Origin of the sequence: Pseudomonas sp. WS 5059 (assembly GCF_012985525.1) — a bacterium.
Classification (GTDB): Bacteria; Pseudomonadota; Gammaproteobacteria; order Pseudomonadales; family Pseudomonadaceae; genus Aquipseudomonas.
In genome coordinates, this window is the sequence record NZ_JAAQWO010000009.1 from 212,731 (window position 1) to 237,890 (window position 25,160).

The 25,160-nt window shown below is 61.9% G+C and carries 25 protein-coding genes; 10 read left to right on the forward strand and 15 right to left on the reverse strand.

What is annotated here, in order from left to right:
• Nucleotide 1 precedes the first annotated feature (1 nt).
• Both HBO12_RS24875 and HBO12_RS24880 read right to left on the reverse strand, forming a co-directional pair.
• A complete protein-coding gene (locus tag HBO12_RS24875; protein WP_169956103.1) occupies nucleotides 2-367 on the reverse strand; it encodes a cupin domain-containing protein in 366 nt (121 codons plus the stop codon).
• Nucleotides 368-397: 30 nt separating this feature from the next.
• Nucleotides 398-1,696, reverse strand: coding sequence for an NAD(P)/FAD-dependent oxidoreductase (locus HBO12_RS24880; RefSeq protein ID WP_170043513.1), 1,299 nt, complete (start codon nucleotides 1,694-1,696; stop codon nucleotides 398-400).
• A gap of 206 nt (nucleotides 1,697-1,902) precedes the next feature.
• Between HBO12_RS24880 and hpaR (HBO12_RS24885) the strand changes: the two genes are divergently transcribed.
• Nucleotides 1,903-2,325: a homoprotocatechuate degradation operon regulator HpaR gene (gene hpaR, locus HBO12_RS24885; protein ID WP_170043514.1), complete on the forward strand. Its 423-nt coding sequence runs from the start codon at nucleotides 1,903-1,905 to the stop codon at nucleotides 2,323-2,325.
• Between the two features lie 148 nt (nucleotides 2,326-2,473).
• Here hpaR (HBO12_RS24885) and hpaI read toward each other — a convergent pair whose 3' ends face one another.
• From hpaI to HBO12_RS24925, 8 genes are all read right to left on the reverse strand, one after another.
• Complete coding sequence (gene hpaI / locus HBO12_RS24890; protein ID WP_170043515.1) at nucleotides 2,474-3,274, reverse strand: 4-hydroxy-2-oxoheptanedioate aldolase; 801 nt, start codon at nucleotides 3,272-3,274, stop codon at nucleotides 2,474-2,476.
• A gap of 18 nt (nucleotides 3,275-3,292) precedes the next feature.
• A complete protein-coding gene (gene hpaH, locus HBO12_RS24895; protein ID WP_169864354.1) occupies nucleotides 3,293-4,096 on the reverse strand; it encodes a 2-oxo-hept-4-ene-1,7-dioate hydratase in 804 nt (267 codons plus the stop codon).
• Between the two features lie 12 nt (nucleotides 4,097-4,108).
• Nucleotides 4,109-5,413 carry an MFS transporter gene (locus HBO12_RS24900; protein ID WP_170043516.1) on the reverse strand — a complete coding sequence of 435 codons (1,305 nt, stop codon included), beginning with the start codon at nucleotides 5,411-5,413 and terminating at the stop codon, nucleotides 4,109-4,111.
• Between the two features lie 43 nt (nucleotides 5,414-5,456).
• Nucleotides 5,457-5,849: a tautomerase family protein gene (locus HBO12_RS24905; protein WP_170043547.1), complete on the reverse strand. Its 393-nt coding sequence runs from the start codon at nucleotides 5,847-5,849 to the stop codon at nucleotides 5,457-5,459.
• 103 nt (nucleotides 5,850-5,952) lie between these two features.
• Nucleotides 5,953-6,810 carry a 3,4-dihydroxyphenylacetate 2,3-dioxygenase gene (hpaD, locus tag HBO12_RS24910; protein WP_169956882.1) on the reverse strand — a complete coding sequence of 286 codons (858 nt, stop codon included), beginning with the start codon at nucleotides 6,808-6,810 and terminating at the stop codon, nucleotides 5,953-5,955.
• A 147-nt stretch (nucleotides 6,811-6,957) separates the two neighbouring features.
• The gene (gene hpaE, locus HBO12_RS24915; RefSeq protein ID WP_169956881.1) at nucleotides 6,958-8,418 is read right to left on the reverse strand and encodes a 5-carboxymethyl-2-hydroxymuconate semialdehyde dehydrogenase; all 1,461 of its coding nucleotides are present in this window, start codon (nucleotides 8,416-8,418) and stop codon (nucleotides 6,958-6,960) included.
• Nucleotides 8,419-8,423: 5 nt separating this feature from the next.
• Nucleotides 8,424-9,194 (reverse strand): fumarylacetoacetate hydrolase family protein, encoded by a 771-nt coding sequence (locus tag HBO12_RS24920; RefSeq protein WP_169956879.1) that lies wholly within the window; start codon nucleotides 9,192-9,194, stop codon nucleotides 8,424-8,426.
• Complete coding sequence (locus HBO12_RS24925; protein WP_169956878.1) at nucleotides 9,191-9,856, reverse strand: fumarylacetoacetate hydrolase family protein; 666 nt, start codon at nucleotides 9,854-9,856, stop codon at nucleotides 9,191-9,193. The genes HBO12_RS24920 and HBO12_RS24925 overlap by 4 nt, the downstream gene beginning before the upstream one ends.
• Nucleotides 9,857-9,983: 127 nt before the next feature.
• Between HBO12_RS24925 and hpaA the strand changes: the two genes are divergently transcribed.
• A complete protein-coding gene (gene hpaA / locus HBO12_RS24930; RefSeq protein WP_169956876.1) occupies nucleotides 9,984-10,877 on the forward strand; it encodes a 4-hydroxyphenylacetate catabolism regulatory protein HpaA in 894 nt (297 codons plus the stop codon).
• On the opposite strand, the gene HBO12_RS24935 is transcribed toward hpaA, so the two are convergent.
• Entirely contained in the window at nucleotides 10,878-12,134 is a 1,257-nt protein-coding gene (locus HBO12_RS24935) for an OprD family porin (protein ID WP_170043517.1), read from the reverse strand.
• A 213-nt stretch (nucleotides 12,135-12,347) separates the two neighbouring features.
• Between HBO12_RS24935 and hpaR (HBO12_RS24940) the strand changes: the two genes are divergently transcribed.
• Together hpaR (HBO12_RS24940) and HBO12_RS24945 are read left to right on the forward strand one after the other, a co-directional pair.
• Nucleotides 12,348-12,770, forward strand: a complete 423-nt coding sequence (hpaR, locus tag HBO12_RS24940; protein WP_169956874.1) for a homoprotocatechuate degradation operon regulator HpaR — start codon at nucleotides 12,348-12,350, stop codon at nucleotides 12,768-12,770.
• A gap of 52 nt (nucleotides 12,771-12,822) precedes the next feature.
• Nucleotides 12,823-13,833, forward strand: coding sequence for a GlxA family transcriptional regulator (locus HBO12_RS24945; protein ID WP_169956873.1), 1,011 nt, complete (start codon nucleotides 12,823-12,825; stop codon nucleotides 13,831-13,833).
• A 9-nt stretch (nucleotides 13,834-13,842) separates the two neighbouring features.
• On the opposite strand, the gene HBO12_RS24950 is transcribed toward HBO12_RS24945, so the two are convergent.
• A complete protein-coding gene (locus HBO12_RS24950) occupies nucleotides 13,843-15,081 on the reverse strand; it encodes a methionine gamma-lyase (RefSeq protein ID WP_170043518.1) in 1,239 nt (412 codons plus the stop codon).
• A 123-nt stretch (nucleotides 15,082-15,204) separates the two neighbouring features.
• Here HBO12_RS24950 and HBO12_RS24955 point away from each other — a divergent pair, with 123 nt between their 5' ends.
• Complete coding sequence (locus tag HBO12_RS24955) at nucleotides 15,205-15,675, forward strand: Lrp/AsnC family transcriptional regulator (RefSeq protein WP_169956871.1); 471 nt, start codon at nucleotides 15,205-15,207, stop codon at nucleotides 15,673-15,675.
• 161 nt (nucleotides 15,676-15,836) lie between these two features.
• Nucleotides 15,837-17,252: a M10 family metallopeptidase C-terminal domain-containing protein gene (locus tag HBO12_RS28585; protein WP_170043519.1), complete on the forward strand. Its 1,416-nt coding sequence runs from the start codon at nucleotides 15,837-15,839 to the stop codon at nucleotides 17,250-17,252.
• A gap of 3 nt (nucleotides 17,253-17,255) precedes the next feature.
• Here the strand turns inward: HBO12_RS28585 and pmrG are convergent, their stop codons facing one another.
• Nucleotides 17,256-17,906: a lipopolysaccharide core heptose(II)-phosphate phosphatase PmrG gene (pmrG, locus tag HBO12_RS24965; RefSeq protein WP_262377077.1), complete on the reverse strand. Its 651-nt coding sequence runs from the start codon at nucleotides 17,904-17,906 to the stop codon at nucleotides 17,256-17,258.
• Between the two features lie 245 nt (nucleotides 17,907-18,151).
• Here pmrG and HBO12_RS24970 point away from each other — a divergent pair, with 245 nt between their 5' ends.
• Entirely contained in the window at nucleotides 18,152-19,615 is a 1,464-nt protein-coding gene (locus HBO12_RS24970) for a hypothetical protein (protein ID WP_170043520.1), read from the forward strand.
• A 40-nt stretch (nucleotides 19,616-19,655) separates the two neighbouring features.
• On the opposite strand, the gene HBO12_RS24975 is transcribed toward HBO12_RS24970, so the two are convergent.
• Both HBO12_RS24975 and HBO12_RS24980 read right to left on the reverse strand, forming a co-directional pair.
• The gene (locus HBO12_RS24975) at nucleotides 19,656-20,738 is read right to left on the reverse strand and encodes an SMP-30/gluconolactonase/LRE family protein (RefSeq protein WP_169956868.1); all 1,083 of its coding nucleotides are present in this window, start codon (nucleotides 20,736-20,738) and stop codon (nucleotides 19,656-19,658) included.
• Entirely contained in the window at nucleotides 20,735-21,421 is a 687-nt protein-coding gene (locus HBO12_RS24980) for a sterol desaturase family protein (protein ID WP_170043521.1), read from the reverse strand. Before HBO12_RS24980 ends, HBO12_RS24975 begins: the two co-directional genes overlap by 4 nt.
• Before the next feature lie 285 nt (nucleotides 21,422-21,706).
• Between HBO12_RS24980 and HBO12_RS24985 the strand changes: the two genes are divergently transcribed.
• The 3 genes from HBO12_RS24985 (at nucleotide 21,707) to HBO12_RS24995 (ending at nucleotide 25,151) form a co-directional block, all read left to right on the forward strand.
• Complete coding sequence (locus HBO12_RS24985; protein ID WP_169956866.1) at nucleotides 21,707-22,621, forward strand: substrate-binding domain-containing protein; 915 nt, start codon at nucleotides 21,707-21,709, stop codon at nucleotides 22,619-22,621.
• A gap of 63 nt (nucleotides 22,622-22,684) precedes the next feature.
• Complete coding sequence (locus HBO12_RS24990; protein ID WP_169956865.1) at nucleotides 22,685-24,193, forward strand: sugar ABC transporter ATP-binding protein; 1,509 nt, start codon at nucleotides 22,685-22,687, stop codon at nucleotides 24,191-24,193.
• Nucleotides 24,159-25,151 (forward strand): ABC transporter permease, encoded by a 993-nt coding sequence (locus tag HBO12_RS24995; RefSeq protein WP_169956864.1) that lies wholly within the window; start codon nucleotides 24,159-24,161, stop codon nucleotides 25,149-25,151. The genes HBO12_RS24990 and HBO12_RS24995 overlap by 35 nt, the downstream gene beginning before the upstream one ends.
• Nucleotides 25,152-25,160: the final 9 nt, after the last annotated feature.

Genomic DNA, 25,160 nt, shown 5'->3' on the forward strand with positions numbered 1-25,160 from the left:
TTCATACGACCGCGAAGTAGTGTTTGACGAAACTTGCGCTGAGCACTTCCCACAGCACTGGCGTGCCCTTGGTCACGAACCAGCTGTCGCCCGCCTTATAGGTGGTGGTTTGGCCGCTGGACTCGTCGGTCAGGCGCACCTCGCCGGTGACCACGGTGGCCTGTTCGTTAAAGGGGTAGACCATGCGGAACTTGCCCTGGGTGGTGCCGAAGTAGGCGCTGCTGACCGGGTCGGTCGGCGCGCCGAAGGTCATTTTGCCGAAGGCCTTGAGTTCGCCGGCGAGGATTTCGCTGCCGAGATCGGCAACGGTGCCCCAGGCATCGAGTTCAGACAGTTGGATATCTTTCTTGAGGGTGACGAGGGTCATGGCAGTTGCTCCATAGGGATAAAAACGGGGTTAGCGGCGACCATTCCAGTAACCGGACAGTTGGTGCCAGGATTTGCCGGCGGTCAGCAGCAAGGGGCGGATCGCGTCCTTGCCGATGATCGTCGGGCGGTGGATCGAACTGACCAGGTCATAGCGCGCCGAGCCTTCGCTCATGCCTTCGGCCAGGACCTTGCAGATGATGTGGCTGGGGGTGACGCCAAAGCCCGAGTAACCCTGGACAAAGAACGCATTGCTGCGCCCCGGCAAGGTGCCGATCTGTGGGAACAGGTTGGGGCTGCAGGCCATCGGGCCGCCCCAGGCGAGGTCGATCTTCACGTCCTTGAGGTAGGGGAAAATCTTCAGCATCAGCTTGCGGTTCCAGGCTTTCAAATCGCCGGGAATGTGCTCGACCAATGGCGTGGCGGCGCCGAACAGCAGGCGGTTTTCATTGGTCACGCGGTAGTAGTCGATTACCGGGCGGATATCGCTGTAGGCCCCGCGAATCGGGCTTATCCGCTGGATCAACTCTTCGCTCAACGGCTCGGTCATCATCTGGAACGCGTAGGTGTTGATGGTCGAGCGATGCAGCTCCGGCTCCAGCTTGTTGAGAAAACTGTCACACGCCCACAACAGCTTGCTGGCCTTGACCGAGCCGCGCCCGGTGCGCACGGTGATGCGCTCGCCATAGCGGACTTCCAGCGCCGGGCTGTTCTCGAAGATCCGCACGCCATGGCCGGCCAGGGCGGTGGCTTCGCCCAGCAGCAGGTTCAGCGAATGCACATGCCCGCCGCCCATGTGCAACAGGGCGCTGCCGTAGGCGTCGGAGCCGATGATCTGCTTCACGTCGGAGCCGCCGAGGAAGCGGATTTCGTGCTTGCTGTTGATCGACTTGAAGTCTTTTTCCCAGGCCCGCAGGGTTTTTTCCTGGCGGGCGTTGAAGCCCATATAGCCGTAGCCGTGGCAAAAGTCGGCATCGATGTTGTACTTGGCGATCCGGTCTTTGATGATGTCGGCGCCCAGGTCGCTGATCTCGAACACCTGGCGCAGGCCGTCCTCGCCGACGTCTTGCTTGATCTTCTCGAGGTCGTGGCCAATGCCGGCCATGATCTGCCCGCCATTGCGCCCGGTGCCGCCAAAACCCAGGTAGCGCGCCTCCAGCACGACGATATTGGTGATGCCCTTTTCTGCCAGTTCCAGAGCCGTGTTGATCCCGGAAAAGCCGCCGCCAATTACCACGACGTCGGCCTCGATGTCCTGTTCCAGGGTGGGAAAGCTCAGGTTGTACTTCTTGGTAGCGGTGTAATACGTGGGGGTTTCAATAGTGATCATGGCGCAGCCTGAAAAGTGAAGGAAGGCTCTAAAGCAGATGTCTTCATTAGGGGCCTTGGCGCGATCAATGTCTTGATCCTGCCTGCCGGGGCTTTTGATTCAGCGCGCCATGGACGTGCGCGACCCTTAAGTTATAGCGCGAGCGTGGAGCGGGGATGTTAGAGTTTCGTTAAAACATTAACTAAATATCACGTGACCCTGACTCTATGCTCAAACCCCGGCAGTCCCTGACCCTCACCCTGTTACAGGCCCGCGAAGCGGCCATGAGTTTTTTCCGCCCCTCGCTGAACGAACACGGCCTGACCGAGCAGCAATGGCGGGTGATCCGCATCCTCAATCAACACGACGAACTGGAGATTTACCAACTGGCGGAACTGGCCTGCATCCTCAAGCCGAGCATGACTGGCGTGCTGGTACGCATGGAAGCGGCGGGGATGATCCATCGGCGCAAGGCCGAGCAGGATCAGCGACGGGTACTGGTGACCCTGGCGGACAAGGGCCGGGCGAGTTTTGCGTCCATGAGCCAGTGCATGGAGGCCAACTACCAGCGTTTGCAGGAGCAGTTTGGGGAGGAGAAGTTGCAGACCTTGCTGGGGTTGCTCGATGAGCTGAAAAACATCAAGCGCTGAAACACGATCTCTCAAACACCACACATCCAAAATGTGGGAGCGGGCTTGCTCGCGAAAGCAGTGGTTCAGTCACCGAATATATTGACTGACACACCGCTTTCGCGAGCAAGCCCGCTCCCACATTGGGTCCTGCGGCGCTTGAAGGTGATTAGTACACGCCGCCAGTGCTCGCTGGCGCGGGTTTGTCTTTGAACTTGCCCACCAACCCCTGCAACCCACGCATCAGCACCGTGGCATCCACCCCCACTGCGACAAACCCCGCGCCCAGCTCGATGTACCGCCGGGCGAGTTTCTCATCGGCACTGAGAATCCCCGCCGCCTTGCCCGCCTGGCGGATCCGCGCAATGGCATCTTCGATTGCCGCTTGCACGTCAGGGTGCCCCGGATTGCCCCGGTGGCCCATGGATGCACTCAAGTCCGCCGGGCCGATAAACACGCCATCCACGCCTTCGACAGCCGCTATCGCGTCGAGGTTGGCCAGCCCTTGCAAGCTTTCGATCTGCACCAGCAGGCACATCTGTGCGTCGGCCTGGTCCAGGTAGCCGTCGATGCTGTTCCAGCGTGAAGCCCGCGCCAGGGCGCTGCCCACGCCGCGGATGCCCTGGGGTGGATAGCGCATGGCGCGCACCAGTTCCCGGGCCTGGGCGGCGCTTTCGACCATCGGCACCAACAAGGTTTGCGCGCCGATATCCAGCACCTGCTTGATCAATGCGGTGTCGCCAATGACCGGACGAATCACCGCCTCGCTGGCGTAGGGCGCCACGGCCTGCAATTGGCCGAGCATGCCGCGCAAGTCGTTGGGGGCGTGTTCACCGTCGATCAGCAGCCAATCGAAACCGGCATTGGCCGCCAGTTCCGCGCAGTACGCGTGCGCCAGGCCCAGCCACAGGCCGATCTGCGGCTCCCCGCAGGTGAGCCGCTGTTTGAAGCGGTTGACAGGCATGTCCATGAATCAGTTCTCCAGGTGTCAGACGAAGCGGCAGGAAATCGAGCCGAGCATGTCGTAGTCGACATGGAAGGTATCGCCCGGGCTGGCGGCCACCGGCCGGGTAAACGAGCCGCCGAGGATGATCTGCCCTGGCAGCAAGGTGACGTCGTAGGGCGCCAGCTTGTTCGCCAGCCACGCCACGCCCTTGGCCGGGTGGTTGAGCACGGCGGCCGAGACCCCGGACTCTTCGATCACGCCGTTGCGGTACAGCACCGCCGGCACTTTGCGCAGGTCGATCTCGGTTGGCCGCACCGCGCGGCCGCCCATGACCACGCCGGCATTCGCGGCGTTGTCGGAGATGGTGTCGAACACCTTGCGCGTGGCCTTGGTGTGCGGGTCGACCTGCTGGATGCGCGCGTCGATGATCTCCAGGGCCGGGATCACCCACTCGGTGGCGTCGAGCACATCGAAAATCGTGCAGTTGGGGCCCTTGAGCGGCTTGCCGAGGATGAAGGCCAGTTCGACCTCGACCCGCGGCACGATAAAGCGCTCGAACGGAATGTCGGTGCCTTCCTCAAACAGCATGTCATCGAGCAGCGCACCGTAGTCCGGTTCGGTGATGTTCGACGACACCTGCATCGCCCGCGAGGTCAGGCCGATCTTGTGCCCGACCAGCTTGCGCCCGCCCTTGATCTTCTGGGCGACCCAGGCGCGCTGGATGGCGTAGGCGTCCTCGATCGTGATCGCCGGATGATCGAGGGAAAACTGGCGTACCTGTTCGCGGCTGCGTTCGGCATGGTCCAGTTGGGCAGCGGCTTGCAGGATGAGCTGTGGATCGAGCATGACAAGGGTCTCTTACTGAGGGTTGACGATGGCGGCGTTGGTGCGCAACACCAGCAGGCCGCCAAGGGCGATAAACAGCGCCAGCACGTACAGGGCGAGGCTGGCGCTTTGGGTGGTGTCGCGCATCCAGCCGATCAGGTAGGGCGCAAGGAACGAGGCGATGCTGCCAAACGAGCTGATCATGGCGATCCCGGCCGCCTGGGTGCAGTTGGACAGGAAGGCCGGCGGCAGTTGCCAGAACATCGGCAGCGCGGCGCTGGCGCCCATGCCGGCGACGATCAGGCCGCCCATCACCACCAGCGAGTTGCCCGGTGCCAGGCCGGCCACGGCAATCCCGGCGGCGGCCATCAGCAGCGGCACGCACAAGTGCCAGCGGCGTTCGCGGTTGCGGTCCGAAGAGCGCCCGCAGCCGATCATGAAGAAGCAGCCGGCCAGATACGGCACGGCGCTCAGCAGGCCGACCTGGCTGTCGCGGCCGATGCCGGCGCCATGGATCAGGGTGGGCATCCAGAACGCCAGGGTGTTGACCGCCAGCATCACCGCAAAGTAAATCGCCACCAGCAGCCACACTTGCGGGTCGCGCAGGATGCCGCCGAAGGAGGTGATGGACTTGCGCTTTTCCTCGGTGCTCAGTTGCTCGCGCAATTGTTGCTTTTGCGCAGGCTCCAGCCACTTCACCGTTTCAAAACTGTCCGGCAGGTACTTGAGCACCACCAGGCCCAGCACCACCACGGGGGCGCCTTCGATGAGGAACATCCACTGCCAGCCGCGCATGCCGCCAAAGTCGTGGAAGTTTTCCAGGATCGCCCCCGAGAGCGGCCCGCCAATCACCCCGGCCATGGGCACGGCGATGGCGAACAGGGCGGTGATCTGCGCGCGTCGGCGCGCCGGGTACCAGCGGTTGAGAAACACCAGGATCCCCGGGAAGAAACCCGCCTCGGCCACGCCCAGCAAAAAACGCAGGACATAAAAGCCGGTGGAACTTTCGATCCACAGCATGCTGGTGGACAGGATGCCCCACACCACCATCAGGCAGGCGATCCAGCGCCGTGGCCCGACGCGGTCCAGGGCGATATTGCTGGGCACGCCGAACAGCGCGTAGGCGATAAAGAACAGGCCGGCACCGAAGCCATACACCGTGTCGCTGAAGTGCAGGTCGCTGCTCATCTGCATCTTGGCGAACCCGATGTTGATCCGGTCCAGGTGGGCAAACAGGTAACAGATCAGCAGCAACGGCATCAGGCGCCAGGTGACGGTGCTGTGGGTGCGATCATGCTCGGCAAGGGTAACGCTGTGGGCGGTATTGGCAGTGCTCATGATGTTGTACTTTTTGTCTGAGAGGCCGTTGGGGGAGGCGGGGTCAACCCGCCTGGTTGCTTAAAAACGCGTGGACGTTGTTCTGTTTGAAATTCAACTGCGGGTGCAGCTCGACCATCTCGAAGGACAGGGCCAGCAGCCGTTGTGCCTGCAGGGTGGCGAAGTGCTCGGTGATCACCCTGAACAGGGTTTCAGCCACCGCCTGACGGGTAGGCAGGTCGCGACCGTGGCCGACCTTGAGGGTCATGTGGACGAAGGCGTAGTCGTGCTTGCCATCGGCCATGCGCCAGGTGTCCAGGCGCACCGCGCGGCTGCGGATGCCGCCGAGAGGGAACACGCCACTGTCTCCCAGCACCTGGTGGACCTTTGCAAACAGCCCCGGCAGGTCGGCCTGGTGTTCGAGGTTGTCGGTGTATTCGGCGATGAAATGCGGCATTTTGCTCTCCTTGTAGGAGCCGGCTTGCCGGCGATGGCGGCCGGACTGCAGGCGCGTGGGTGCCAGGCACACCGCGATCGCCGGCAAGCCGGCTCCTACCGTGTTAAATCGGGAAAATGGCGTTGATCTGGCCAGTGCCGGAGCTGCCGAACGGCTCGGTGATGATCTCTGCCGGGCGGTTGTACTCAGGCCCGCCGAGCAAGCCCAGGAGCATCGCGGTGTCGTGCATCTTGCCCTCGCCAAAGCAGTGTTCGGCGTAGTCCGGGAGCATCGCGCAGAACTCCTTGAAGCGGCCTTCGCGCCACATCTGCACCACGTGCATGTCCACTTGCTTGTCGAACTCGCGGGTCCAGTTGTGGATGTTGGCTTCGGCTTCGCGGTCGTCGGAGAAGCGGTGCGACAGGGAGCCGGAGGCCAGCACCAGCACCTTGCGATCACTCTTCTCGATGGCCCGGCGCACGGCGGCACCGAAGGCGAAGCTGTCTTCCAGGCGATGCCAGGCGCACCAGGCGGCGATGGAGATCACCTTGAATTTCTGCTCCTGGGGCACGTCCATGTGCATATAGCGCATGGGCACCAGGGTGCCGTATTCCAGCTCCAGGCTCGGGATGTTGTGGGCCATGGTGCGCACCCCGGCCAGGTTGGCTTCGGCGGCAATCAGCTCGCCCAGCTGCGGGCAGCCGGGGTAGGCGTACTCCATGTTCTTGATGAAGTGCGGCAGTTCGTTGCTGGTGTAGGTGCCCTGGAATCGCTCGCCACTGTTGACGTGGTAACCGCTGTTGACCAGCCAGTGCACGTCGAATACCACGGCGGTGTCGGCCCCCAGTTCACGGGCGCGGCGCCCGATTTCCTTGTGCCCGGCAATCGCTGCGGCGCGGCAACCGTGGTGCTTGCCCGGCAGTTCCGACAGGTACATGGAAGGCACGTGGCAGATTTTCGCCGCCAGGACTACTTCACCCATGATCATTCTCCTGATTTCATTATTCTTGTTGGTGCGCTACGGACTGTGTAGGAGCGAGCTTGCTCGCGAAAAACCCAAGGTCAGCGCGTTAATCCTGAAAGCCAGCGTTATCGTTGACGAGCATCGCGGGCAAGCCCGCTTCCACAGTTACACGCCCCAGCGCGGGATGTGATGGCTGCCCATGGAGATGCACACGTTCTTGATTTCTGCGAACACTTCGAAGCTGTACTGGCCGCCTTCACGACCGGTCCCCGAGCCCTTTACCCCGCCGAACGGCTGACGCAGGTCGCGCACGTTCTGGCTGTTGATAAACACCATGCCGGCCTCGATGCCACGGGCCAGGCGATGAGCCTTGCCGATGTCCTGGGTCCAGATGTAGGACGCCAGGCCATATTCGGTATCGTTGGCCAGTTGCAGGGCCTCGGCTTCGTCCTTGAAGGGAATCAGGCACACCACCGGGCCGAAAATTTCTTCCTGGGCGATGCGCATGTTGTTGTTGACGTCGGCGAACACGGTCGGCTGGATAAACTGCCCGCGTGCCAGGTGCGCCGGCAGGTTCGCCGGCCGCTCCAGGCCGCCTGCCACCAGGTTGGCGCCTTCTTCGAGGCCAATCTTGATGTAACCGGTGACTTTGTCATAGTGGGCTTGTGTGATCATCGAGCCCACCTGGGTGTTCGGGTCTTGCGGGTCACCGACAATCAGGCGTTTGGCGCGGGCGGCGAACTCGGCGACGAACTGCGGGTACACGCTCTGCTGGATGAACACGCGGCTGCCGGCGGTGCAGCGCTCGCCGTTCAGCGAGAAGATGGTGAACAGCGCGGCATCCAGGGCCCGTTCGAGGTCGGCGTCTTCAAAAATCAGCACCGGTGACTTGCCGCCCAACTCCATGGAGTACTTTTTCAGGCCGGCGGTCTGCATGATTTTCTTGCCGGTGGCGGTGCCGCCGGTAAAGGAAATCGCCCGCACATCCGGGTGACGCACCAGGGCATCGCCGGCGGTGGCGCCGTAGCCCTGGATCACGTTGAGCACGCCCTTGGGAATCCCCGCTTCCAGGGCCAGGCGCCCCAGTTCGTTGGCAGTCAAAGGCGACAGCTCGGACATCTTCAGTACCGCCGTGTTGCCCAGGGCCAGGCACGGTGCGGTCTTCCAGGTGGCGGTCATGAACGGCACGTTCCACGGCGATACCAGCGCGCACACACCCACCGGTTGGTACAGGGTGTAGTTGAGCATCTGGTCGTCCACCGGGTAGCTGTGGCCGTCCATGCGCGTGCAGACTTCAGCGAAGAAATCGAAGTTGTGCGAAGCCCGTGGGATCAGCACGTTCTTGGTCTGGTGGATCGGCAGGCCGGTGTCCAGGGTTTCCAGTTCGGCCAGGTGCGGCACGTTCTGCTCGATCAGCTCACCGAGCTTGCGCATCAGGCGCGCGCGCTCCTTGGCCGGGGTGTTGGCCCACTTGGGGAAGGCTTCCTTGGCCGCAGCCACGGCCTGGGCGACTTCTTCGGCGCCACCGCTGGCCACTTCGCCAATCGCCTCGCCGGTGGCGGGGTTGTAGTTGATGAAGGTGTCTTTGCTTTCGACCTCACGGCCGTTGATCCAGTGTTTGATCATGGGGTTCAAGCCTCTTTCCGGGCGGCGAAAAAGTCCGCCTCGCTGACAATTCGGTTGACCAGGCGGCCGACGCCTTGCACTTCCACCACCACTTCATCCCCTGGCACCACGTCGGCCAGGCCTTCGGGGGTGCCGGTGGCGATCATGTCGCCGGGTTGCAGGGTCATGAAGCTGGACAGGTATTCGATCAGGTAGGGGATATCGAAAATCATGTCGCGGGTGCTGCCTTCCTGGCGCAACTCACCGTTGATCCAGGTGCGCAGGGTCAGGTTGCCTGGGTCCGGCACATCGGCCACGTCGACCATCCACGGGCCGACCGGGGTCGTGGCGTCGCGGTTTTTCACGCGCAGGTTGGGGCGGTAGTAGTTTTCCAGGTAGTCGCGGATCGCGTAGTCGTTGCACACGGTGTAGCCGGCCAGGTACTCCAGGGCGTCCTCGCGCTTGACGTTGCGCGCCGGCTTGCCGATCACCGCTACCAACTCGCACTCGTAGTGCATGTAGGCGATGTTGTCCGGGCGCCAGGTGATCTGGTTGTGCCCGGTGTAGGTGCCCGGCGACTTGATGAATGCCAGCGGCTCGGTCGGCGGGGCGAAGGCAAGTTCGGCGGCATGGTCGGCGTAGTTCAGGCCCAGGGCGAACATATTGCCGGTGGCCGGTGGCAGCCACTGCACCTGGTCTTCGGCCAGCAACCGACCATCGGCCAGGCGCACAGCATTGAAATCTTCGACGTGGACCTGATGGACCTGGCCTTCAAAACGGATACGCGCGTGCTTCATGGCTGTTCCTCGGCCTGGATGTGGTTGACCAGGCGGCCCAGGCCGCTGATCTGGACTTCGACGGTGTCGCCGGGCTGCACATCCACCCGGCCTTCGGGCGTGCCGGTGATCAGCACATCGCCTGCATGCAGGGTCATGAATTCGCTGATCTCGGCGATCAGCCGGGGAATGTCACGGACAAAATTGGCCGTGGTGTTCTGCTGGCGCAACTCGCCGTTGACCAACAGCTTGAGGCTCAACTGATGGGGGTTGGCGATCTGTTCGCGGGCCACCAGTTCAGGGCCCAGGGCGCAGAACCCGTCGCGGCACTTGGCTTTGACGGCGGGGCGGTAGTAGCTGTCTTCCGGCAGGCTGAACTCATTGACGATGACATAGCCCGCCACATGCTCCAGGGCATTTTCCACGCTGACGCGGCTGGCGCTTTTGCCGATCACCACGCCCAGGGCCGGGCCCGGTTGCAGGCGCTCGCCGTGGGGCTGGTGCACGATGCCGTCATGGCTGTTGCGGGTGTTGGGGGTCTTGATAAACAGCACCGGCTTGACCGGGGGCTTCTGGTACGGCGGCTGCTCGAATTCGGCGAGACGCTGGTTCAGCAAGCCCTGGTAGTTCAGCGCGACGCCGAACAGGGTGCCGCTGGCAACATCATGCAGGGTACGGCTCATGGATTTCTCCTGGCGATGGCGACTGCTCTAAAGGCAGTTCGTTAATGTGTTAACGTTATAATTAATATGTTAACTACCGTCAAGCGTGGCAAAATCATCGGGTGCAAAAAACACTAAAGAGAAGCCTGTGAAACCGATCCCCAACATCAACATCGGCCAGGTCTACGACCAGCGCTACAGCGATGCCGACGTGCATTACGATCGGCTCGGCAACCTGGCGGGTTTTTTCGGGCGCAACATGCCCGTGCATCGGCATGACCGGTTCTTCCAGGTGCATTACGTCAAGAGCGGCGCCGTGCGGGTCTACCTCGACGATCAGCAGTACCTGGAATCGGGGCCGATGTTTTTCCTCACGCCGCCCACGGTGGCCCATGCCTTTGTCACTGAAGCCGACGCCGATGGCCACGTACTGACCGTGCGCCAGCAGTGGGTGCGGGCGCTGGTCGATGCCGACCCGAGCCTGGCGCCCGGCCCACAGATCCCGCCCGCCTGCGTGGCGTTGGCCCGCCTGGCACCTGAGTTCGAGCCCGAGATCAAGCGGCTGGACTGGCTGTTCGACGAGTTGAGCGGCGAGATCAACAGCACCGGCGCGGGGCGGGCGGCGGCCCTGGAAAGCCTGACGCGGTTGATCATGATCAGCCTGCTGCGCCTGTGCGCCAACTCCCTGCAAGCACGCCCGGCGCGCCATGAAGACCTGCGCATCTTCCACCGCTTCAATGAGCTGATCGAAGACCACTATTTGCGGCATTGGCCGCTGTCGGCGTACGCCGAACAAATCGGCGTGACCGAGGCGCGGCTCAACGACGTATGCCGGCGCATTGCCGACCTGCCGTCCAAGCGCCTGGTGCTTGAACGGCTGATGCAGGAAGCCAAGCGCCTGCTGCTGTTTACCGGTGGTTCAGCCAATGAAATCTGCTATCAGCTGGGGTTCAAGGACCCGGCTTATTTCAGCCGGTTCTTCCAGCGCTATGCGCACATGACACCGGGGGAGTACCGCCTGCGCCAGGCAGGCCTGCGTTGATCACCACAGCGCCAGGCTGTAGCCGACGATGATGCGGCTTTCGTCGATATCGCTGGTCAGGCCGTTGCTCGAACGCAGGGTCGCGTTACGCAGCCTGACGTTGACGTTTTTCAGTGGCCCGCTCTGCACGGTGTAGGTCAGGTCGGTATCGCGCTCCCATTCGCGGCCATTACGCACGCTGGCGGTCTGCACGTGGCTGCCATCCACATAGCGGGTCATGAAGGTCAGCCCCGGCAGGCCGAGGGCGGCGAAGTTGTAGTCGTAACGCGCCTGCCAGGCATCGGTCTGGGCCTTGGTGAAGACGTTGATGGTTACCAGGTTGACCGAATAGGGGTCCATGCCGGGGTAGGCGAAATCGCCGTCGCCCGAGAGGTTCTGATAGCCCAGGCCAAACTTGTGGGCCCCCGTCGACAGGCTCAGCATGCCGTTGAAGAACCGGTTGTCGATGCGCCCGCCGTCCACTCGCGATGCGCCACGCAAATCATGGCTGCCTTGCTCGCGGGTATCGAAGTAACGCAGGTCGCTGCGCAGGCTCATGCCGTTGCCCAGCGGCAGGTCGTGCACCAGGCCGATGAAGTGCTGGCGGTAGATGTCCTGCATCTGTGCGTAGTAGTAAGTCGTCGCCAACTGCGGGGTGATTGCATAGGTGCCGCCGGCCAGGTCCAGGTGGCTGCTGTCGACGCCGGCGTAGCTCATCTGGTCGTTGCTGGAAGAATCGCGCAGGTTTTGTTTTTCCAGGCGGCCCAGGTTCAGGGTCAGGCCGGCGATGTCCTGGGAGGTGAGCAACTCGCCGGTATAGGTCGAGGGCAGGAGCCGGGTGTCGTTGTAGGCGGCCACCGGCAGCTGCGGCTGCAGGGTGCCGGCCTTGAGCACGGTTTTCGACACTCGCACCTTGGCCGTCAGGCCCAGTTCACTGTAGTTGTCGACGGGCTGCTGGCTGGCGCCATACGGCAGCAGGCCGGTACCACGACGGTCACGGCTGGAATCGAGCTTGACCCCCAGTTCACCCAGGGCATCCACGCCAAAGCCCACCCGGCCTTCGGTGTAGCCCGACTCCAGGCGCAGCACAAAGCCCTGGGCCCACTCATCGGCCTTGTTCTGCGGCGCGTTTGTCTGGCGAAAGTCACGGTTCATATAGAAGTTGCGCAGGTCGAGGCTGGCCTTGCTGTCCTGGATAAACTCGGCGTAGGCGCTCAGGGGGCTGAACGTAGCGCACAGGCCCGCGCTGGCCGCCAGGGGAAGGAGGCGCAAATGCATGACAGATTCCTTTTGTTGTTTTTGTAGGTATCGCCCTTCGGATCACTGAAGGGAGTGGCATATTGTTAACATGTTATATTTATTCTGGGTAGACAATTTGCATCGTCATAAAATAATTCGTGTCGAGATTAACGAGTTTGTGCGGCGGCCGGCTTGCATGCCCGTGGAGCCGACCCTAAGCTTCGACGCTTCGATCTCTTATGCGCGTGAGCCATGTCCACTCCCAGACCTTCCCTGACGCTGACCCTGCTGCAGGCCCGTGAAGCCGCCATGGCGTTTTTCCGCCCGTTGCTCAATGAACATCAATTGACCGAACAGCAGTGGCGGGTGATTCGGATCCTGCGCCAGCAAGGCGAACTGGAGAGCCATCAACTGGCGCACCTGGCCTGCATCCTCAAGCCGAGCATGACGGGGGTGCTGACGCGCCTGGAACGCGACGGCATCGTGCGCCGGCGCAAGTCCAGCGAAGACCAGCGCCGCGTGTTCGTGAACCTCACCGAGCAGGGGCAACAGTGCTTCGTCGAGATGAGCGCGGGGATGGAAAGCAACTACCAGAAGATCCAGGAACAGTTCGGCGAAGAGCAATTGCAGCAACTGCTCGAATTGCTCAACCAGTTGAAAAACATCAAGCCCTAAGCTGTTGCCGGCGATGGCGCCTCATACAGCGCCGCAGACAGGTTGAACACTCATGGAAAGACGGCAATTTAGCGGCGGGATGAAAGGTAAGAACCTGCGCTACCTGAACGAAGCCCCGGGCCAGGCCCCACGCCTGGTTCGCGCGGGGTTTGTGTTGCTGGAACATTTTTCCCTGCCGGCCTTCACCCAGGCGCTGGACACTCTGATCACCGCCAACCTGCTGCGTCCTGGGCTGTTCACCTCGCGCACCTTCGGCCTGGACGAGCAGGAGGTGATCAGCGACCTGGGCCTGGTGATTCGCCCGGACGCGCGCCTTGAGCACAGCGCGCTGGCTGAGCTCGACCTGCTGGTGATCTGCGGTGGCTATCGGACCCAGCTCAAGGCCGGTGAAAGCTTTATCGAACTGCTCAAGGCCGCCGCGCAGCAGGGCGTGATCCTCGCCGGGCTATGGAACGGGGCGTGGTTCCTGGGCAAGGCCGGGGTGCTGGATGGCTATCGCTGTGCCATTCATCCGGAGCATCGCCCGGCCCTGACGGAAATCGCCAAGGCCACCGAAGTCAGCAGCGAGCCCTATGTGATCGATCGTGACCGTCTTAGCGCATCCAGCCCATCCGGTGCGTTCCATATGGCCCTGGACTGGATCAAGAGCCTGCACGACAAGGCGCTGGTGGAAGGTATCGAAGATATCCTGGCGTTCGAGGAGTCGCGTTACCGGCGGATCAAGCCCGCTGAAAATATCTGCGTCAGTGCGCCGCTGCGCGAGGTGGTGCGCCTGATGGATGCCAACCTCGAAGAACCCCTGGCCCTGGAGCAACTGGCGGTGTATGCCGGGCGTTCGCGGCGCCAGCTGGAGCGCCTGTTTCGCGAGCAGTTGGGCACCACACCGCAGCGCTATTACATGGAGTTGCGCATCACCGAGGCCCGGCGCCTGCTGCAGCACACCGAACTGTCCCAGGTCGATGTGCTGGTGGCCTGCGGGTTCGTGTCGCCCAGCCACTTCAGCAAATGCTACAGCGCCTACTTCGGCTACCGGCCTTCGAAGGAAACCCGGCTGGTGAAGTGACCCCCATTCCTACACAGAATGGGTCGCCGGTTTGCTCGCCGGCGCACGCTTGACGCAATGCGCCAGCGCCTGCTGGATATCGGCCAGCAGGTCTGCAATATCCTCCAGCCCTACCGACAAACGCACCAGCCTTTCGGCAATTCCGTGTTGGGCACGTTCCTCTGGGGTGTAGGTGGAATGGGTCATGCTCGCCGGGTGCTGGGCCAGGGATTCGGCGTCGCCCAGGCTGACCGCGCGGCTGAACAGCTTGAGCGCGTTCATGAAGCGCTTGCCGGTGGCGATGCCGCCCTTGAGTTCAAAGGCAATCATGCCACCCGAGAGTTTCATCTGCCGCGCCGCCAACTCGTATTGTGGGAAGGAGCGCAGGCCGGGGTAGGTTACCGACGCGACCGCCGGGTGCGCCTGCAAGGCTTCGGCCACGGCCTGGGCATTGCTGCAATGGCGATCCATGCGCAGGGCCAGGGTCTTGAGGCCGCGCATCAATAAAAAGGCGTCCTGGGGCGACAGGACGGCACCGGTCAGGTCCTTCAAGCCTTGCAGGCGGATGCGTTGTGCCAGGTCATGGCGGCTGACGGCAATCCCGGCGGTGATATCTCCATGCCCGCTGAGGTACTTGGTGGCCGAATGCACCACCACATCGGCGCCCATTTCCAGCGGGCGTTGCAGGTACGGGGTGCAGTAGGTGTTATCGATGACCACAGTAATGTTGGGTTGCTGGTGAGCGATCTTGGCCACGGCGGCAATGTCGATCAATTGCAGGTTGGGGTTGGCCGGGGTTTCGCAGTAGATCATGCGGGTCGCGGGGGAGAGTGCGGCGCGCAGGGCGTCGAGGTCCGACAGGTCGACATGGCGCACCTTGACGCCGAACTGGCCGATGCCATGGTGCAGCAGGGAGAAAGTGCAGCCGTATAAGGTCTGGCTGACGATCACCTCATCGCCGGGGCGCAGCAGGGTCCAGAAGGTCGCGGCAATTGCGCCCATGCCGGAACTGAATGCCACTGCTGCCTCGCCGCCCTCCAGGGTGGCCATGCGTGACTCCAGCAGCGCCAGGGTCGGGTTGGAAATGCGCGTGTAGAAGTGCCCGCTTTCTTCACCGGCAAAACACCCCGCGCCGTATTCGGCGGTCGGGAAGGCAAAGGTCGCCGACAGGTAGATCGGCGGCACCAGGGCCCCGTGATGGTCTTGCGCATCGTAGCCGTAGTGAATGGCGCGGGTAGAAAAGCCGAATGTATTGTGTTTATTGTGCATGTCGGACGCTCCTTATTTCCTACAATGCTATGCTCATAACCGAGGCCGAACGTTGCCTACTTTGCCGAGAAAAACCGCTGGCGAAGGATGAAGTCCCATAAAAATAACAATTTGAGGCAAGACATGCCCAGCAGCCTGGACCGTACCGACAAAGCCCTGTTAAACGCCCTGCAAGGCAACGCGCGCCTGACCGTTGCCGAACTGGCCGAGCGCGTTTCCCTGACCACCTCGCCGTGCTGGCGCCGGATCAAGAACCTGGAAGACAGCGGCGTGATCGGCGGCTACCAGGCGATTCTCTCGCCCAAGGCCCTGGGCTATGGGGTCACGGCGTTTGTCAGCATCATGATGGACACCCACTCCAAGGAAATCGCCCGGGCGTTTGAACAGCGGTTGCTGGACATCCCGGAAATCGTCGCCTGCCATAACGTGTCCGGGCGCTATGATTTTTTGCTGGAAGTGGTGGCCAAGGACCTGGAGTCCTTCGGCGAATTTGCCCGGGAGGTGTTGCAGACATTGCCGTGTGTGAAGGAAATCTATTCGAGCTTTTCCTACAAGTCGGTCAGGCCGTTGCGGGTGATTCCGTTGCCGGGGTGACGACGGTCTTTGTTTGAAACAACCAGCCTGCGCGTCGCTGTTTCCCATAATAAATGCAGACTTTTCGTGATACCGCAGCCAGCCAGGCTCCTTCAAGGTTCGGCCGGTAGAGCGCACGCAACGGTGCCTCTCGGATCTGAAACGACCCAGGAGCCAGAGCCATGTCGACCCCCGCAATGCAAGGCAGTCCACTGTTCCAGACGATTGATCAGTTTCGCCATCGCGATGATCGTGGCAATGGCATCCAGCACAATGGGCTGGCGTCCAAGACCACGGGGGATGCGGCCAAGTCGCTGTGGCGTTCCAGTTCGGGCTGGCCGGACACGAACGCTGATGGCACGCGCTTGGTTTCCTACGAGTTCCGCGCCCCGCCCGCCGACCCCAAGCAGGTTTGGCAGAACAAGACCGGGTTCAGCCATATCCTCGAGAACCAGAGGCAGCAGACCCGGCGCAGCCTTGAGTCGATTGCAGATGTGGCGAACGTGAAGTTCAGCGAAGGGCCCAGGACGGCAAAAAGCGAAGGGCATATCAGCATTGGCAACTATGGGCAAAAGGTCGACCGCAACGGCCGTTCCCAGAGCGGCAACCCCCATGCGGTGCTGCCGGGCAGTGGCCGTGGGGGGGAGGTGTGGTTTGTAAACACGCCTGAGGAGCACAGCGTTGCCAACGCAGCCCTTGGCGATGCCGGCCGGCACACGATTGTCCATGAACTGGGGCATGCGATGGGGTTACAGCATCCTGGGCGCTATGACGGCAGCTTCACGCGCAACCAACTCGACTCTCAAGAAGATTCGCAAAGCCACACCGGCATGAGCTACAGGGGCGAGCGCACCGCCTACATGCGGCATGACGGCTTTCGTTCATCGGCGCCACAATTGGACGACATAACGGCTTACCAGTCCCGATATGGCGCCAATCTCAAGACGCGCAATGACGACACCACCTACGGTTTCAACTCCAATACCCATCGTGACTTCCTGAGTATCCACCGCAAGAACGACAAGATGGTCGCTGCTATTTGGGATGGCGGCGGGACCGACACGCTGGACTTTTCGGGTTATGAGCAGGACCAGAAAATCAGCCTCAAGGCGGGGACGTTTTCCGATGTGGGTGGCCTTAAAGGCAACGTTTGCATTGCTTATGGCGTCACGATCGAGCATGCCACGGGTGGCAAAGGCAACGATTGGCTGGTGGGCAACGTAGCGAATAACCAGTTGCGCGGTGGTGACGGGAACGATGTGCTCTACGGCGCTGAAGGTGCCGACACGCTGTGGGGCGGCAAGGGCAACGACACCTTCGTCTATGGAAAAATCAACGAGTCCAATGCTGCGGCACCGGACCGGGTCCAGGACTTTGTCAGTGGCCAGGACAAAGTCGATGTGTCAGGGATCACCGCGCAGTTGGGCGGCAGACCGTTGCAGTTTGTCAGCAGGTTTTCTGGGGCGAGCGGCGAAGCCATCGTCAGTTATGACCGCCAGTCGAACATGAGCACGTTGCAGATTGCTGGAAAGCCTACCGAGCCGCCCTTCATGCTGCAGGTGCAGGGAGAGTTGCGGCGCAGCGATATTGTGAGCTGACCGCTAGAAGTGGCCAAGGGCGGCGGCCCAGTCCTGGCTGTTCAAGACGCCCAGTACCTTGAGCTTGCCGTTGGTGCCGACCCGGACAAACAGCGAGCTGCCGTATTCGGCACCGTCGGCGTGGGGGTAGCCCAGCACCCGCTCCAGGTCGCCGATGCATTCGCTATGGGTGACCAGCAACAGGTTGCGCCCGGCAATCTTGCGTGCCGGCAGGTCATGCGCGAGGGCGGTGCCACACAAGGTCAAGCGGTCGGGTAACACGTGGACGTCGCCGAACATGAACTGCGAAGTTTGCACGGTACGCGTGGTGGGGCTGCTCAACACATCGCTGTGGGACATGCCCAGGGTATGGAATGCGCTACCCACCGCCACTGCCGAGACACTGCCGGGGCGGGTCAAGCCATCGACAGGGCCCAGGCACGGATTGCTGGAGCGGTCGCAGCGTTCTTCATGGCGCACCAGCACGATCAGGTTGCCACTGCGCCAGGCTGCCAGGGCCCCGGAAGTGACCAGGCGATTGTCGACGCCCAGGTTCTGCGGCGTGGTGGGCCAGAGCATGGCGCCCATCACTACAAGGCTCAGGGCGATCAGCGCACCGAAACGCAGCCCTGACTGCTTGAGGGTTTTCGCCCGGCGTTCATCCGGGCAATTCATTTCAACCACGCTCTTCACCCTGGCACCTGAGGTACAGCTGTTTGTGTTGCCGGGCAATGTAGGGGCAGGGGCGTGGTCGGCCAGTGAAATCGATGTGAAAAAATTGCCTTGGCGGTGACGGTCTTTCGCACATTCATCTTAAAAAATACTGTACATATATACAGTCACATCCTACAGTCCATCCCAGGTGAACGGATTTCACCGCGCACCGACGCCACAATTTTTTAACTATGGATGGATAAAAAATGAAATCGAAAAAAGCCTTTATGCTGGGCGCGGCCATGGCGGCCTCCTGCTTCGTTTCGGCCTTTGCCCTGGCCGAGCAGTACCCTTCGCAAGCCCCCGCCAAACTGTCCGCCCAGGCGGTCAAGCAAGCGGTGGACCAGGCGCTTAAAGTGGGGGGCAAGGTTGAGTCCTCGAAGCTTTCGGCCGAACTTACGCAAAAACTCAAGGCGGCCAAGGCGGGTAAGGCCAAGGCGCTGGCAAGCAAGGCCGCAGCCAGCAGCGTGCCGGTGGACACGCGGGTTGATGAGCTGAAAAAACCTGGCGAGAAGCAGTTGCAAGGTGCAGCGATTGCCGCTTTCACTCCCTTGTTCCCAACCCTGGATATCAACACCCTGTACACCGTCAGCGGTGTGGAAACCGGGGCGCAAGTGGCCCACCACTTCAACCTCGCGCAAAGCGCGCGCATCCAGGTTCAGCTGCTGAACCAGAGCGCCGGTACCGATATGTCGTTGAGCCTGTTCCATGACGACGGCCAGGGTAACCTGACGCTGGCGGGCACCTCTGATAACGCCGGCAGCGCCGATGAATACCTCAACGGCGTGATGCCTGCCGGCGATTACTACTGGTACATGGTGGCCAACACCGCGAGCAATTCGCAGTTCAGTTTTGGCGTGGCGGTGGACAGCAACATCGACGCCTTCGAGCCCAACGACACCGCGCAAACCGCGTTCGCCTTGCCAGACGCGCTGAACCAGGTGGCCGGCAACCTCGACAGCGTCAACGATGTCGATTACTTCGACTTCACCGCGCTGCGCGGCCAGGGCGTGGGCATGTTCCTTGGCGATGACGGTGCGGGCACCCGCAACCAGTGGATTTTCGAGCGCTTCGATGGCAATAACTGGGTGGTGATCCAGCCAAACAACACCTCCACGTACCCCAACCTCACGCCTGGCTACACCGTCAAGGTGCGGGTACGGGCCAACCCGGCAGTGGCGCTCAACCCGCAGGCGCGATACATCTTGTCCTTTGGCTCGGCACCACGACTGAACCAGAACAATGTGAATGGCGACAACGTGGTGCGCATTCCCAGTTCGATCATGCAACTGGCCACCCAGGCCTCCCGTAGCCTGAGCTGGAGCACCCAATGGTCGGACAGCACCGGTGAGCCGCTGCGCGGCGTGACCCCGGTGCTGCGGGTCGACAAACGCTTCGATAACACCATCAACTACCACTGGGTCGACTACGAGGCCAAGACCGGTATCACCGGCGCAGCCTCCGGCAACGTCGACCTGGGCACCTGCTCCGGCGATCTGAATGTGGTCTACCCGGACAGCTCGTCCGGCCAGACGTACAACTGGCGGACCTGGTTCAACATGGGCGGCTGGCGCATCGAGCTCAAGGAGTTCCCGGGTGTTGGTGTAGGCGGCAATATCACGCAGTACGTAAGCCTGGGGCATATCTGCAGCCAGACCATCGTGCGCTAACCAGAAAGCGGCTTGCCGGCGCCCGCCGGCAAGCCAGCTTCTACAGGGCCAGTTTCAGCGGCAAGCGGGCCATGCTGGTGTTCTTCAGCGAGCCCAGGTACAGCCATTCACCGTGTTCGCGGGCGCTGGTAATGGGTGAGTAGTTGCCCGCGCTACCATCCTGCAGGTTGGCGACCACCTGGCCATGCACATCCAACCCCAGCACAAAGGCTTTGCGCTCGATGGGCTTGGGCACCACCATCAGCGCCCGCACCATCATCTTGCGTATCGCGGGGTAACCGGCCAAGCCATCGAGCAGGGGGTTACGCGGCGAATACAGCGCCACCCAGAACCGATCCCGGCCGTTGAAGGTGAGGTTGTCCGGCAGCCCCGGCAGGTTGTCGATAAACAGATCGTGGGTGCCAGCCTTGTCGCCCTTGAGCCAAAAGCGGCTGATGCGATAGGCCCCGGTTTCATTGACCAGCACATAGCTTTCATCCGGCCCCAGCGCCACGCCGTTGGCAAATTGCAGGTGGTCCAGCAGCACCTCGGTCTGGCCGTTGCTGAAGTCATAACGCAACAACCGGCCATCGCCCCCGTGCTCGATCACCGCTTCACCATCCTGGCCATAGCCCCAGCGGCTCGACGCGTCGCTGAAGTAGGCGTAGCGCCCGGCAGCATCCACCGTTACATCATCGGTAAAGCCGAAGGGCAGGCCATTGGCACTGGTGCTCAGGGTGCTCAGTTGGCGCTGGCCGTCCAATGCCAGCAGGCCCTTGACCCCATCGGCAATGATCAGGCGCCCGTCCGGATGCTGCGCCAGGCCCAGCGGGCGGCCGCCGGTGTTGACCAGCACGTCCAGGGTGTTGCTGTCTGGCGCGGTGCGGATGATTCGCCCGTCATGCAGGCCGGTAACCAGTAAACCCTGGGCATCCACCAGCAACGCCTCGGGCCCGGCGATGCCCTGGGCACCAACCCGCTGGACATCCTTCAGGCGCTGGTTTTCGCTGTAGGGCCCATCCTGCATGGATGGCGCCTTGGGCGCAGCCCAATTGACTGGCTGCACCTCGGTGGGCATCAGCAGCAAAAAGGCGGCGACAAGGATCAACACCAGCAACAGCAGATGACGGATTGTTTGGCTCATGGTGCTTCCCGCGGGTCTTTGGAGGAGGGTGTGGCGGGCTCCCAGTGCAACGTGCCGAACAGATAGTCCATCAGCGGCAGCACGATGTTGAAGTTGCGCCCTTGCATCAACTCACGGCGGTGATGCAGTGCGTGCAGCTGGTGCATGTGCCGGATCCACGGCAAGCGGGCCAGGGGATGCGCGGCAGGCAGGTGCTCGCAGGCGTGGAAGGTTTCGTAGAGCAGGTAACCGAGGATCATGCACCCGGCGAACAACCCGGCGACGTTGGGGTTGAACTGCTTGAGCAGCCACCAGGCGGGGAGGGTGATGGCCAGGCTGTGGAGGACGATCAACCAGGCCGGAAACAGGATCACCCGCCAATCCCTGGGGCTGTCATAGGTCATATGGCCGGGGGTGAAAAAGCTGTGGTGGTCGCCGGTATGGCGCGCATAGAACAGCTTGGCGAGGCCGTGTTTATGATGGCCGAGGTGACGGTGGACGAGGTAGATGCACAGATTGAAAAACACCAGTGTCAGGGGAATGGTCAGCCATTCCCAGGCCTGGATGTGCTGGGTGCTGCCCCAGGCCAGGAGGATGCAGAACAAACCGTAGATCAGCACAAAACCGGCATGCAGCCACGGGTTGTAGCGCGGATGGACCGCGGCACGGTAGCGGTGGCGAAAGGCCTCGGTGGGATGGGTCATGGCGCAGCCTGTTGTATTTTTTATTGGTGAGTGAGCTTAGCCCGGCCTGCCGATTTTGCGAACTGAGCTTGCCCCTGTAGGAGCCGGCTTGCCGGCGATGGCGCCAGCCAGAACACCCACAACGTCAAATAATGCCCCGTCATCGTGAAAGACCATCGCCAGCAAGCCGGCTCCTACAGGGAAAGCGCAAGGGGCTTGCGCCAGCCTCATTTCCTTGTTAGCTTCTGGCAAAATGTTAACGATAACATTTGCTCTAAAAATAAAAACAAAACAGAGACCCACGCCATGAAAATGCTTCGCAAAACCCTGTGTTTGTTGGCTTTAAGCATCTCCACCGTCGCCCTGGCCGACACCAAACCTGCCCCCATGCGCATCGGCGCATCCTTCCAGGAAATCAACAACCCGTACTTCGTCACCATGAAAGACGCCCTGCAAGAAGCGGCGGCGACCATCGGTGCGCAATTGATCATCACCGATGCCCGCCACGATGTGTCCAAGCAAGTCAGTGACGTCGAAGACATGCTGCAAAAGGGCATCGATATCCTGCTGATCAACCCCACGGATTCGGTTGGCGTGCAGTCCGCCGTCAAGTCGGCCCACGCAGCAGGTGTCGTGGTGGTGGCGGTGGATGCCCAGGCCGATGGCCCGCTGGATTCCTTCGTCGGCTCAAAGAACTTCGACGCCGGTTTCCAGGCCTGTGAATACCTGGCCAAGAACATCGGTGACAAAGGCAATATCGCGATCCTCGACGGCATTGCCGTAGTGCCGATCCTGGAGCGGGTCCGCGGCTGCAAGGAGGCCGTGGCCAAGCATCCGGATATCAAGATCGTCAGCATCCAGAACGGCAAGCAAGAGCGTGACCAGGCGCTGACCGTCACCGAAAACATGCTCCAGGCCCAGCCCACCCTCAAGGGGATTTTCAGCGTCAATGACAACGGCTCCCTCGGCGCACTGTCGGCCATCGAGGCCAGCGGCATGGACGTCAAGCTGGTCAGCGTCGATGGTGCGCCGGAAGCGATCAAGGCCATCCTCAAGCCGGGCAGCAAGTTCATCGCCACCTCGGCGCAGTACCCGCGCGACCAGATCCGCCTGGCCCTGGGCATTGCCCTGGCCAAGAAGTGGGGCTCACACGTGCCCGCCAGTATCCCGGTGGATATCGCCCTGATCGACCAGGCCAAGGCCAAGGACTTCAGCTGGTAAACCGTCCACGCCCCGCGTCAATCGTGGGGCGCGGGGCTCCCTTCTGAACGAGAGGTCGGCGGCATGAGCAGTCTTTTGCAACTGGAAAACATCTGTAAACGCTACCCCGGGGTGCAGGCCCTCAAGTCCATCAACCTGCAAGTGGAGCGTGGCGAGATTCATGCCTTGCTCGGGGAAAATGGCGCGGGTAAATCGACCCTGATGAAAATCCTCGGCGGGGTCGAGCACCAGGACGAAGGGCGCATCCTGATCGATGGCCAGGCGCAGCAGTTCGCGACCTATCGTGATGCGATTGCCGCCGGCATCGGCATTGTGTTCCAGGAGTTCAGCCTGATTCCCTACCTCACGGCGGTAGAAAACATCTTCCTCGGCCATGAACTGAACAACCGCTTCGGCCTGCTGCGCAAGCGCGATATGCAGCAAGCCGCCCAGGCACTGTTCCAACGGCTTGGGGTGAGCATCGACCTGCAATGCCCGGTCAAGCACCTGAGCGTGGCCGAGCAGCAGTTTGTCGAGATCGCCAAGGCCCTGGCCCTGGATGCGCGGCTGCTGGTGCTCGATGAACCCACCGCGACCCTCACGCCAAGCGAGGCCGAACTGCTGTTCGAGATCATGCGCGAACTCAAGCGCCAGGGTGTGGCGGTGATTTTCATCTCCCATCACCTGGAAGAAATTTTCCAGGTGTGCGACCGCATCAGCGTGTTGCGCGACGGCGGCAATGCCGGCGTCACCGACGTGGCCGACAGCGACATCGACCGCCTGGTGGAAATGATGGTCGGCCGGCGCTTGGAGTGCAGTTTCCCAGCCAAACCCAGCACCGAGCGCGGGCCGTTGCTGCTGGAGGTCAAGGACATCCAGCTCAAGCGCAATGGCCCGCACAATAGCTTCCAACTGCACCAGGGCGAGATCCTCGGTTTTGCCGGGCTGGTCGGCTCGGGCCGCACCGAGCTGGCCCTGGGCATGATGGGCGCGCTGGCGTCGGTGACCAAGGACGTATGGCTGCGCGGGGTAAAGGTCAGCCTCGACGACCCGGCCCAGGCCCTGGCCCATGGGATCGGCCTGTTGCCGGAAAGCCGCAAGAGCGAGGGCCTGATCACCGATTTCAGCATTCGTGAAAACATCTCTATCAACAACCTGCACAAGTACCAGGGCGCCAGCGGCCTGATCGACAAGGGCAAGGAGTGCGCCAGTGTCGATGAGCTGATGCAGCAGCTGTCGATCAAGGCGCCGAGCGGCGAAAGCCGGGTATTCAACCTCAGTGGCGGCAACCAGCAAAAAGTGGTGATCGCGCGCTGGATCAACCATCACTGCGACGTGCTGGTATTCGACGAACCCACCCGTGGCATCGACGTCGGCGCCAAGGCGCAGATCTACGCGCTGATGCGCAAACTCACCGAGCAAGGCTACGCAATCATCATGATTTCCTCCGAACTGCCGGAAATCATCGGCATGTGCGACCGCGTCGCCGTGTTCCACAAGGGCGCCATCGTCAAGGTACTGGAAGCGTCTGCCGTCAACCCACAAGAGGTCATGCGCCATGCAACAGGGGGCTCAAGTGAATACGTCCATTAACCGCGCAGGCACCCAGGGGCTACGCCCGAACCTGGCGCGGCTGGTGCGCTCGCCGGCGTTTTATCCGTTTATCGGGCTGTTGTTGGTCACGGCGGTGATGATCGTGGCCAGCGATAACTTCCTCACCGCCAGCAACCTGTCCAACATCGCCCGTCAGGTGTCGATCAACGCGATCATCGCGGTGGGCATGACCTGCGTGATCCTCACCGGTGGCATCGACTTGTCGGTGGGGCCGGTGATGGCCTTGTCCGGCACCTTGACCGCCGGGCTGATGGTCGCGGGCCTGCCGCCGGGCCTGGCGATTGGCGCCGGGCTGCTGATTGGCGTGGCGTTTGGTATCGGCAACGGGTTGTTCGTGGCGTACCTGCATATGCCGCCGATCATCGTCACCCTGGCGACCATGGGCATCGCCCGTGGCTTTGGCCTGATGTACACCGATGGCTACCCGATTTCCGGGCTGCCGGAGTGGTTCGGCTTCTTTGGTCGCGCCAGCCTGCTGGGGATCCAGGTGCCGATCCTGATCATGCTGGTCACCTACCTGGTGGCCTATGTGCTGCTGCAACACACGCGCATCGGTCGCTACATCTACGCCATTGGCGGCAACGAAGAAGCGGTGCGCCTGTCCGGGGTGCGCGCGGCGCGTTTCAAATTGCTGGTGTATGGCATCAGCGGCTTGACCGCAGCGATTGCCGGGCTGGTGCTGACCTCACGCCTGATGAGCGGCCAGCCCAACGCCGGCATCGGTTTTGAGCTGGATGCGATTGCCGCGGTGGTCCTGGGCGGTGCCTCGATTGCCGGTGGGCGCGGGGTGATTGTCGGCACCTTGCTTGGCGCCATGCTGCTGGGCGTGTTGAACAATGGCCTGAACATGCTCGGGGTCTCGCCCTATGTGCAGAGCGTGATCAAGGGCGCAATTATTTTGCTGGCGATCTTTATCAGCCGTCAGCGCCACAAGTAAAAAAACGCA

Coding starts and splice junctions, on each gene's coding strand:
- HBO12_RS24875 (WP_169956103.1), bottom strand. CDS start 367: ATGACCCTCGTCACCCTCAAGAAAGATATCCAACTGTCTGAACTCGAT.
- HBO12_RS24880 (WP_170043513.1), bottom strand. CDS start 1,696: ATGATCACTATTGAAACCCCCACGTATTACACCGCTACCAAGAAGTAC.
- hpaR (WP_170043514.1), top strand. CDS start 1,903: ATGCTCAAACCCCGGCAGTCCCTGACCCTCACCCTGTTACAGGCCCGC.
- hpaI (WP_170043515.1), bottom strand. CDS start 3,274: ATGGACATGCCTGTCAACCGCTTCAAACAGCGGCTCACCTGCGGGGAG.
- hpaH (WP_169864354.1), bottom strand. CDS start 4,096: ATGCTCGATCCACAGCTCATCCTGCAAGCCGCTGCCCAACTGGACCAT.
- HBO12_RS24900 (WP_170043516.1), bottom strand. CDS start 5,413: ATGAGCACTGCCAATACCGCCCACAGCGTTACCCTTGCCGAGCATGAT.
- HBO12_RS24905 (WP_170043547.1), bottom strand. CDS start 5,849: ATGCCGCATTTCATCGCCGAATACACCGACAACCTCGAACACCAGGCC.
- hpaD (WP_169956882.1), bottom strand. CDS start 6,810: ATGGGTGAAGTAGTCCTGGCGGCGAAAATCTGCCACGTGCCTTCCATG.
- hpaE (WP_169956881.1), bottom strand. CDS start 8,418: ATGATCAAACACTGGATCAACGGCCGTGAGGTCGAAAGCAAAGACACC.
- HBO12_RS24920 (WP_169956879.1), bottom strand. CDS start 9,194: ATGAAGCACGCGCGTATCCGTTTTGAAGGCCAGGTCCATCAGGTCCAC.
- HBO12_RS24925 (WP_169956878.1), bottom strand. CDS start 9,856: ATGAGCCGTACCCTGCATGATGTTGCCAGCGGCACCCTGTTCGGCGTC.
- HBO12_RS24935 (WP_170043517.1), bottom strand. CDS start 12,134: ATGCATTTGCGCCTCCTTCCCCTGGCGGCCAGCGCGGGCCTGTGCGCT.
- hpaR (WP_169956874.1), top strand. CDS start 12,348: ATGTCCACTCCCAGACCTTCCCTGACGCTGACCCTGCTGCAGGCCCGT.
- HBO12_RS24945 (WP_169956873.1), top strand. CDS start 12,823: ATGGAAAGACGGCAATTTAGCGGCGGGATGAAAGGTAAGAACCTGCGC.
- HBO12_RS24950 (WP_170043518.1), bottom strand. CDS start 15,081: ATGCACAATAAACACAATACATTCGGCTTTTCTACCCGCGCCATTCAC.
- HBO12_RS24955 (WP_169956871.1), top strand. CDS start 15,205: ATGCCCAGCAGCCTGGACCGTACCGACAAAGCCCTGTTAAACGCCCTG.
- HBO12_RS28585 (WP_170043519.1), top strand. CDS start 15,837: ATGTCGACCCCCGCAATGCAAGGCAGTCCACTGTTCCAGACGATTGAT.
- pmrG (WP_262377077.1), bottom strand. CDS start 17,906: ATGAATTGCCCGGATGAACGCCGGGCGAAAACCCTCAAGCAGTCAGGG.
- HBO12_RS24970 (WP_170043520.1), top strand. CDS start 18,152: ATGAAATCGAAAAAAGCCTTTATGCTGGGCGCGGCCATGGCGGCCTCC.
- HBO12_RS24975 (WP_169956868.1), bottom strand. CDS start 20,738: ATGAGCCAAACAATCCGTCATCTGCTGTTGCTGGTGTTGATCCTTGTC.
- HBO12_RS24980 (WP_170043521.1), bottom strand. CDS start 21,421: ATGACCCATCCCACCGAGGCCTTTCGCCACCGCTACCGTGCCGCGGTC.
- HBO12_RS24985 (WP_169956866.1), top strand. CDS start 21,707: ATGAAAATGCTTCGCAAAACCCTGTGTTTGTTGGCTTTAAGCATCTCC.
- HBO12_RS24990 (WP_169956865.1), top strand. CDS start 22,685: ATGAGCAGTCTTTTGCAACTGGAAAACATCTGTAAACGCTACCCCGGG.
- HBO12_RS24995 (WP_169956864.1), top strand. CDS start 24,159: ATGCAACAGGGGGCTCAAGTGAATACGTCCATTAACCGCGCAGGCACC.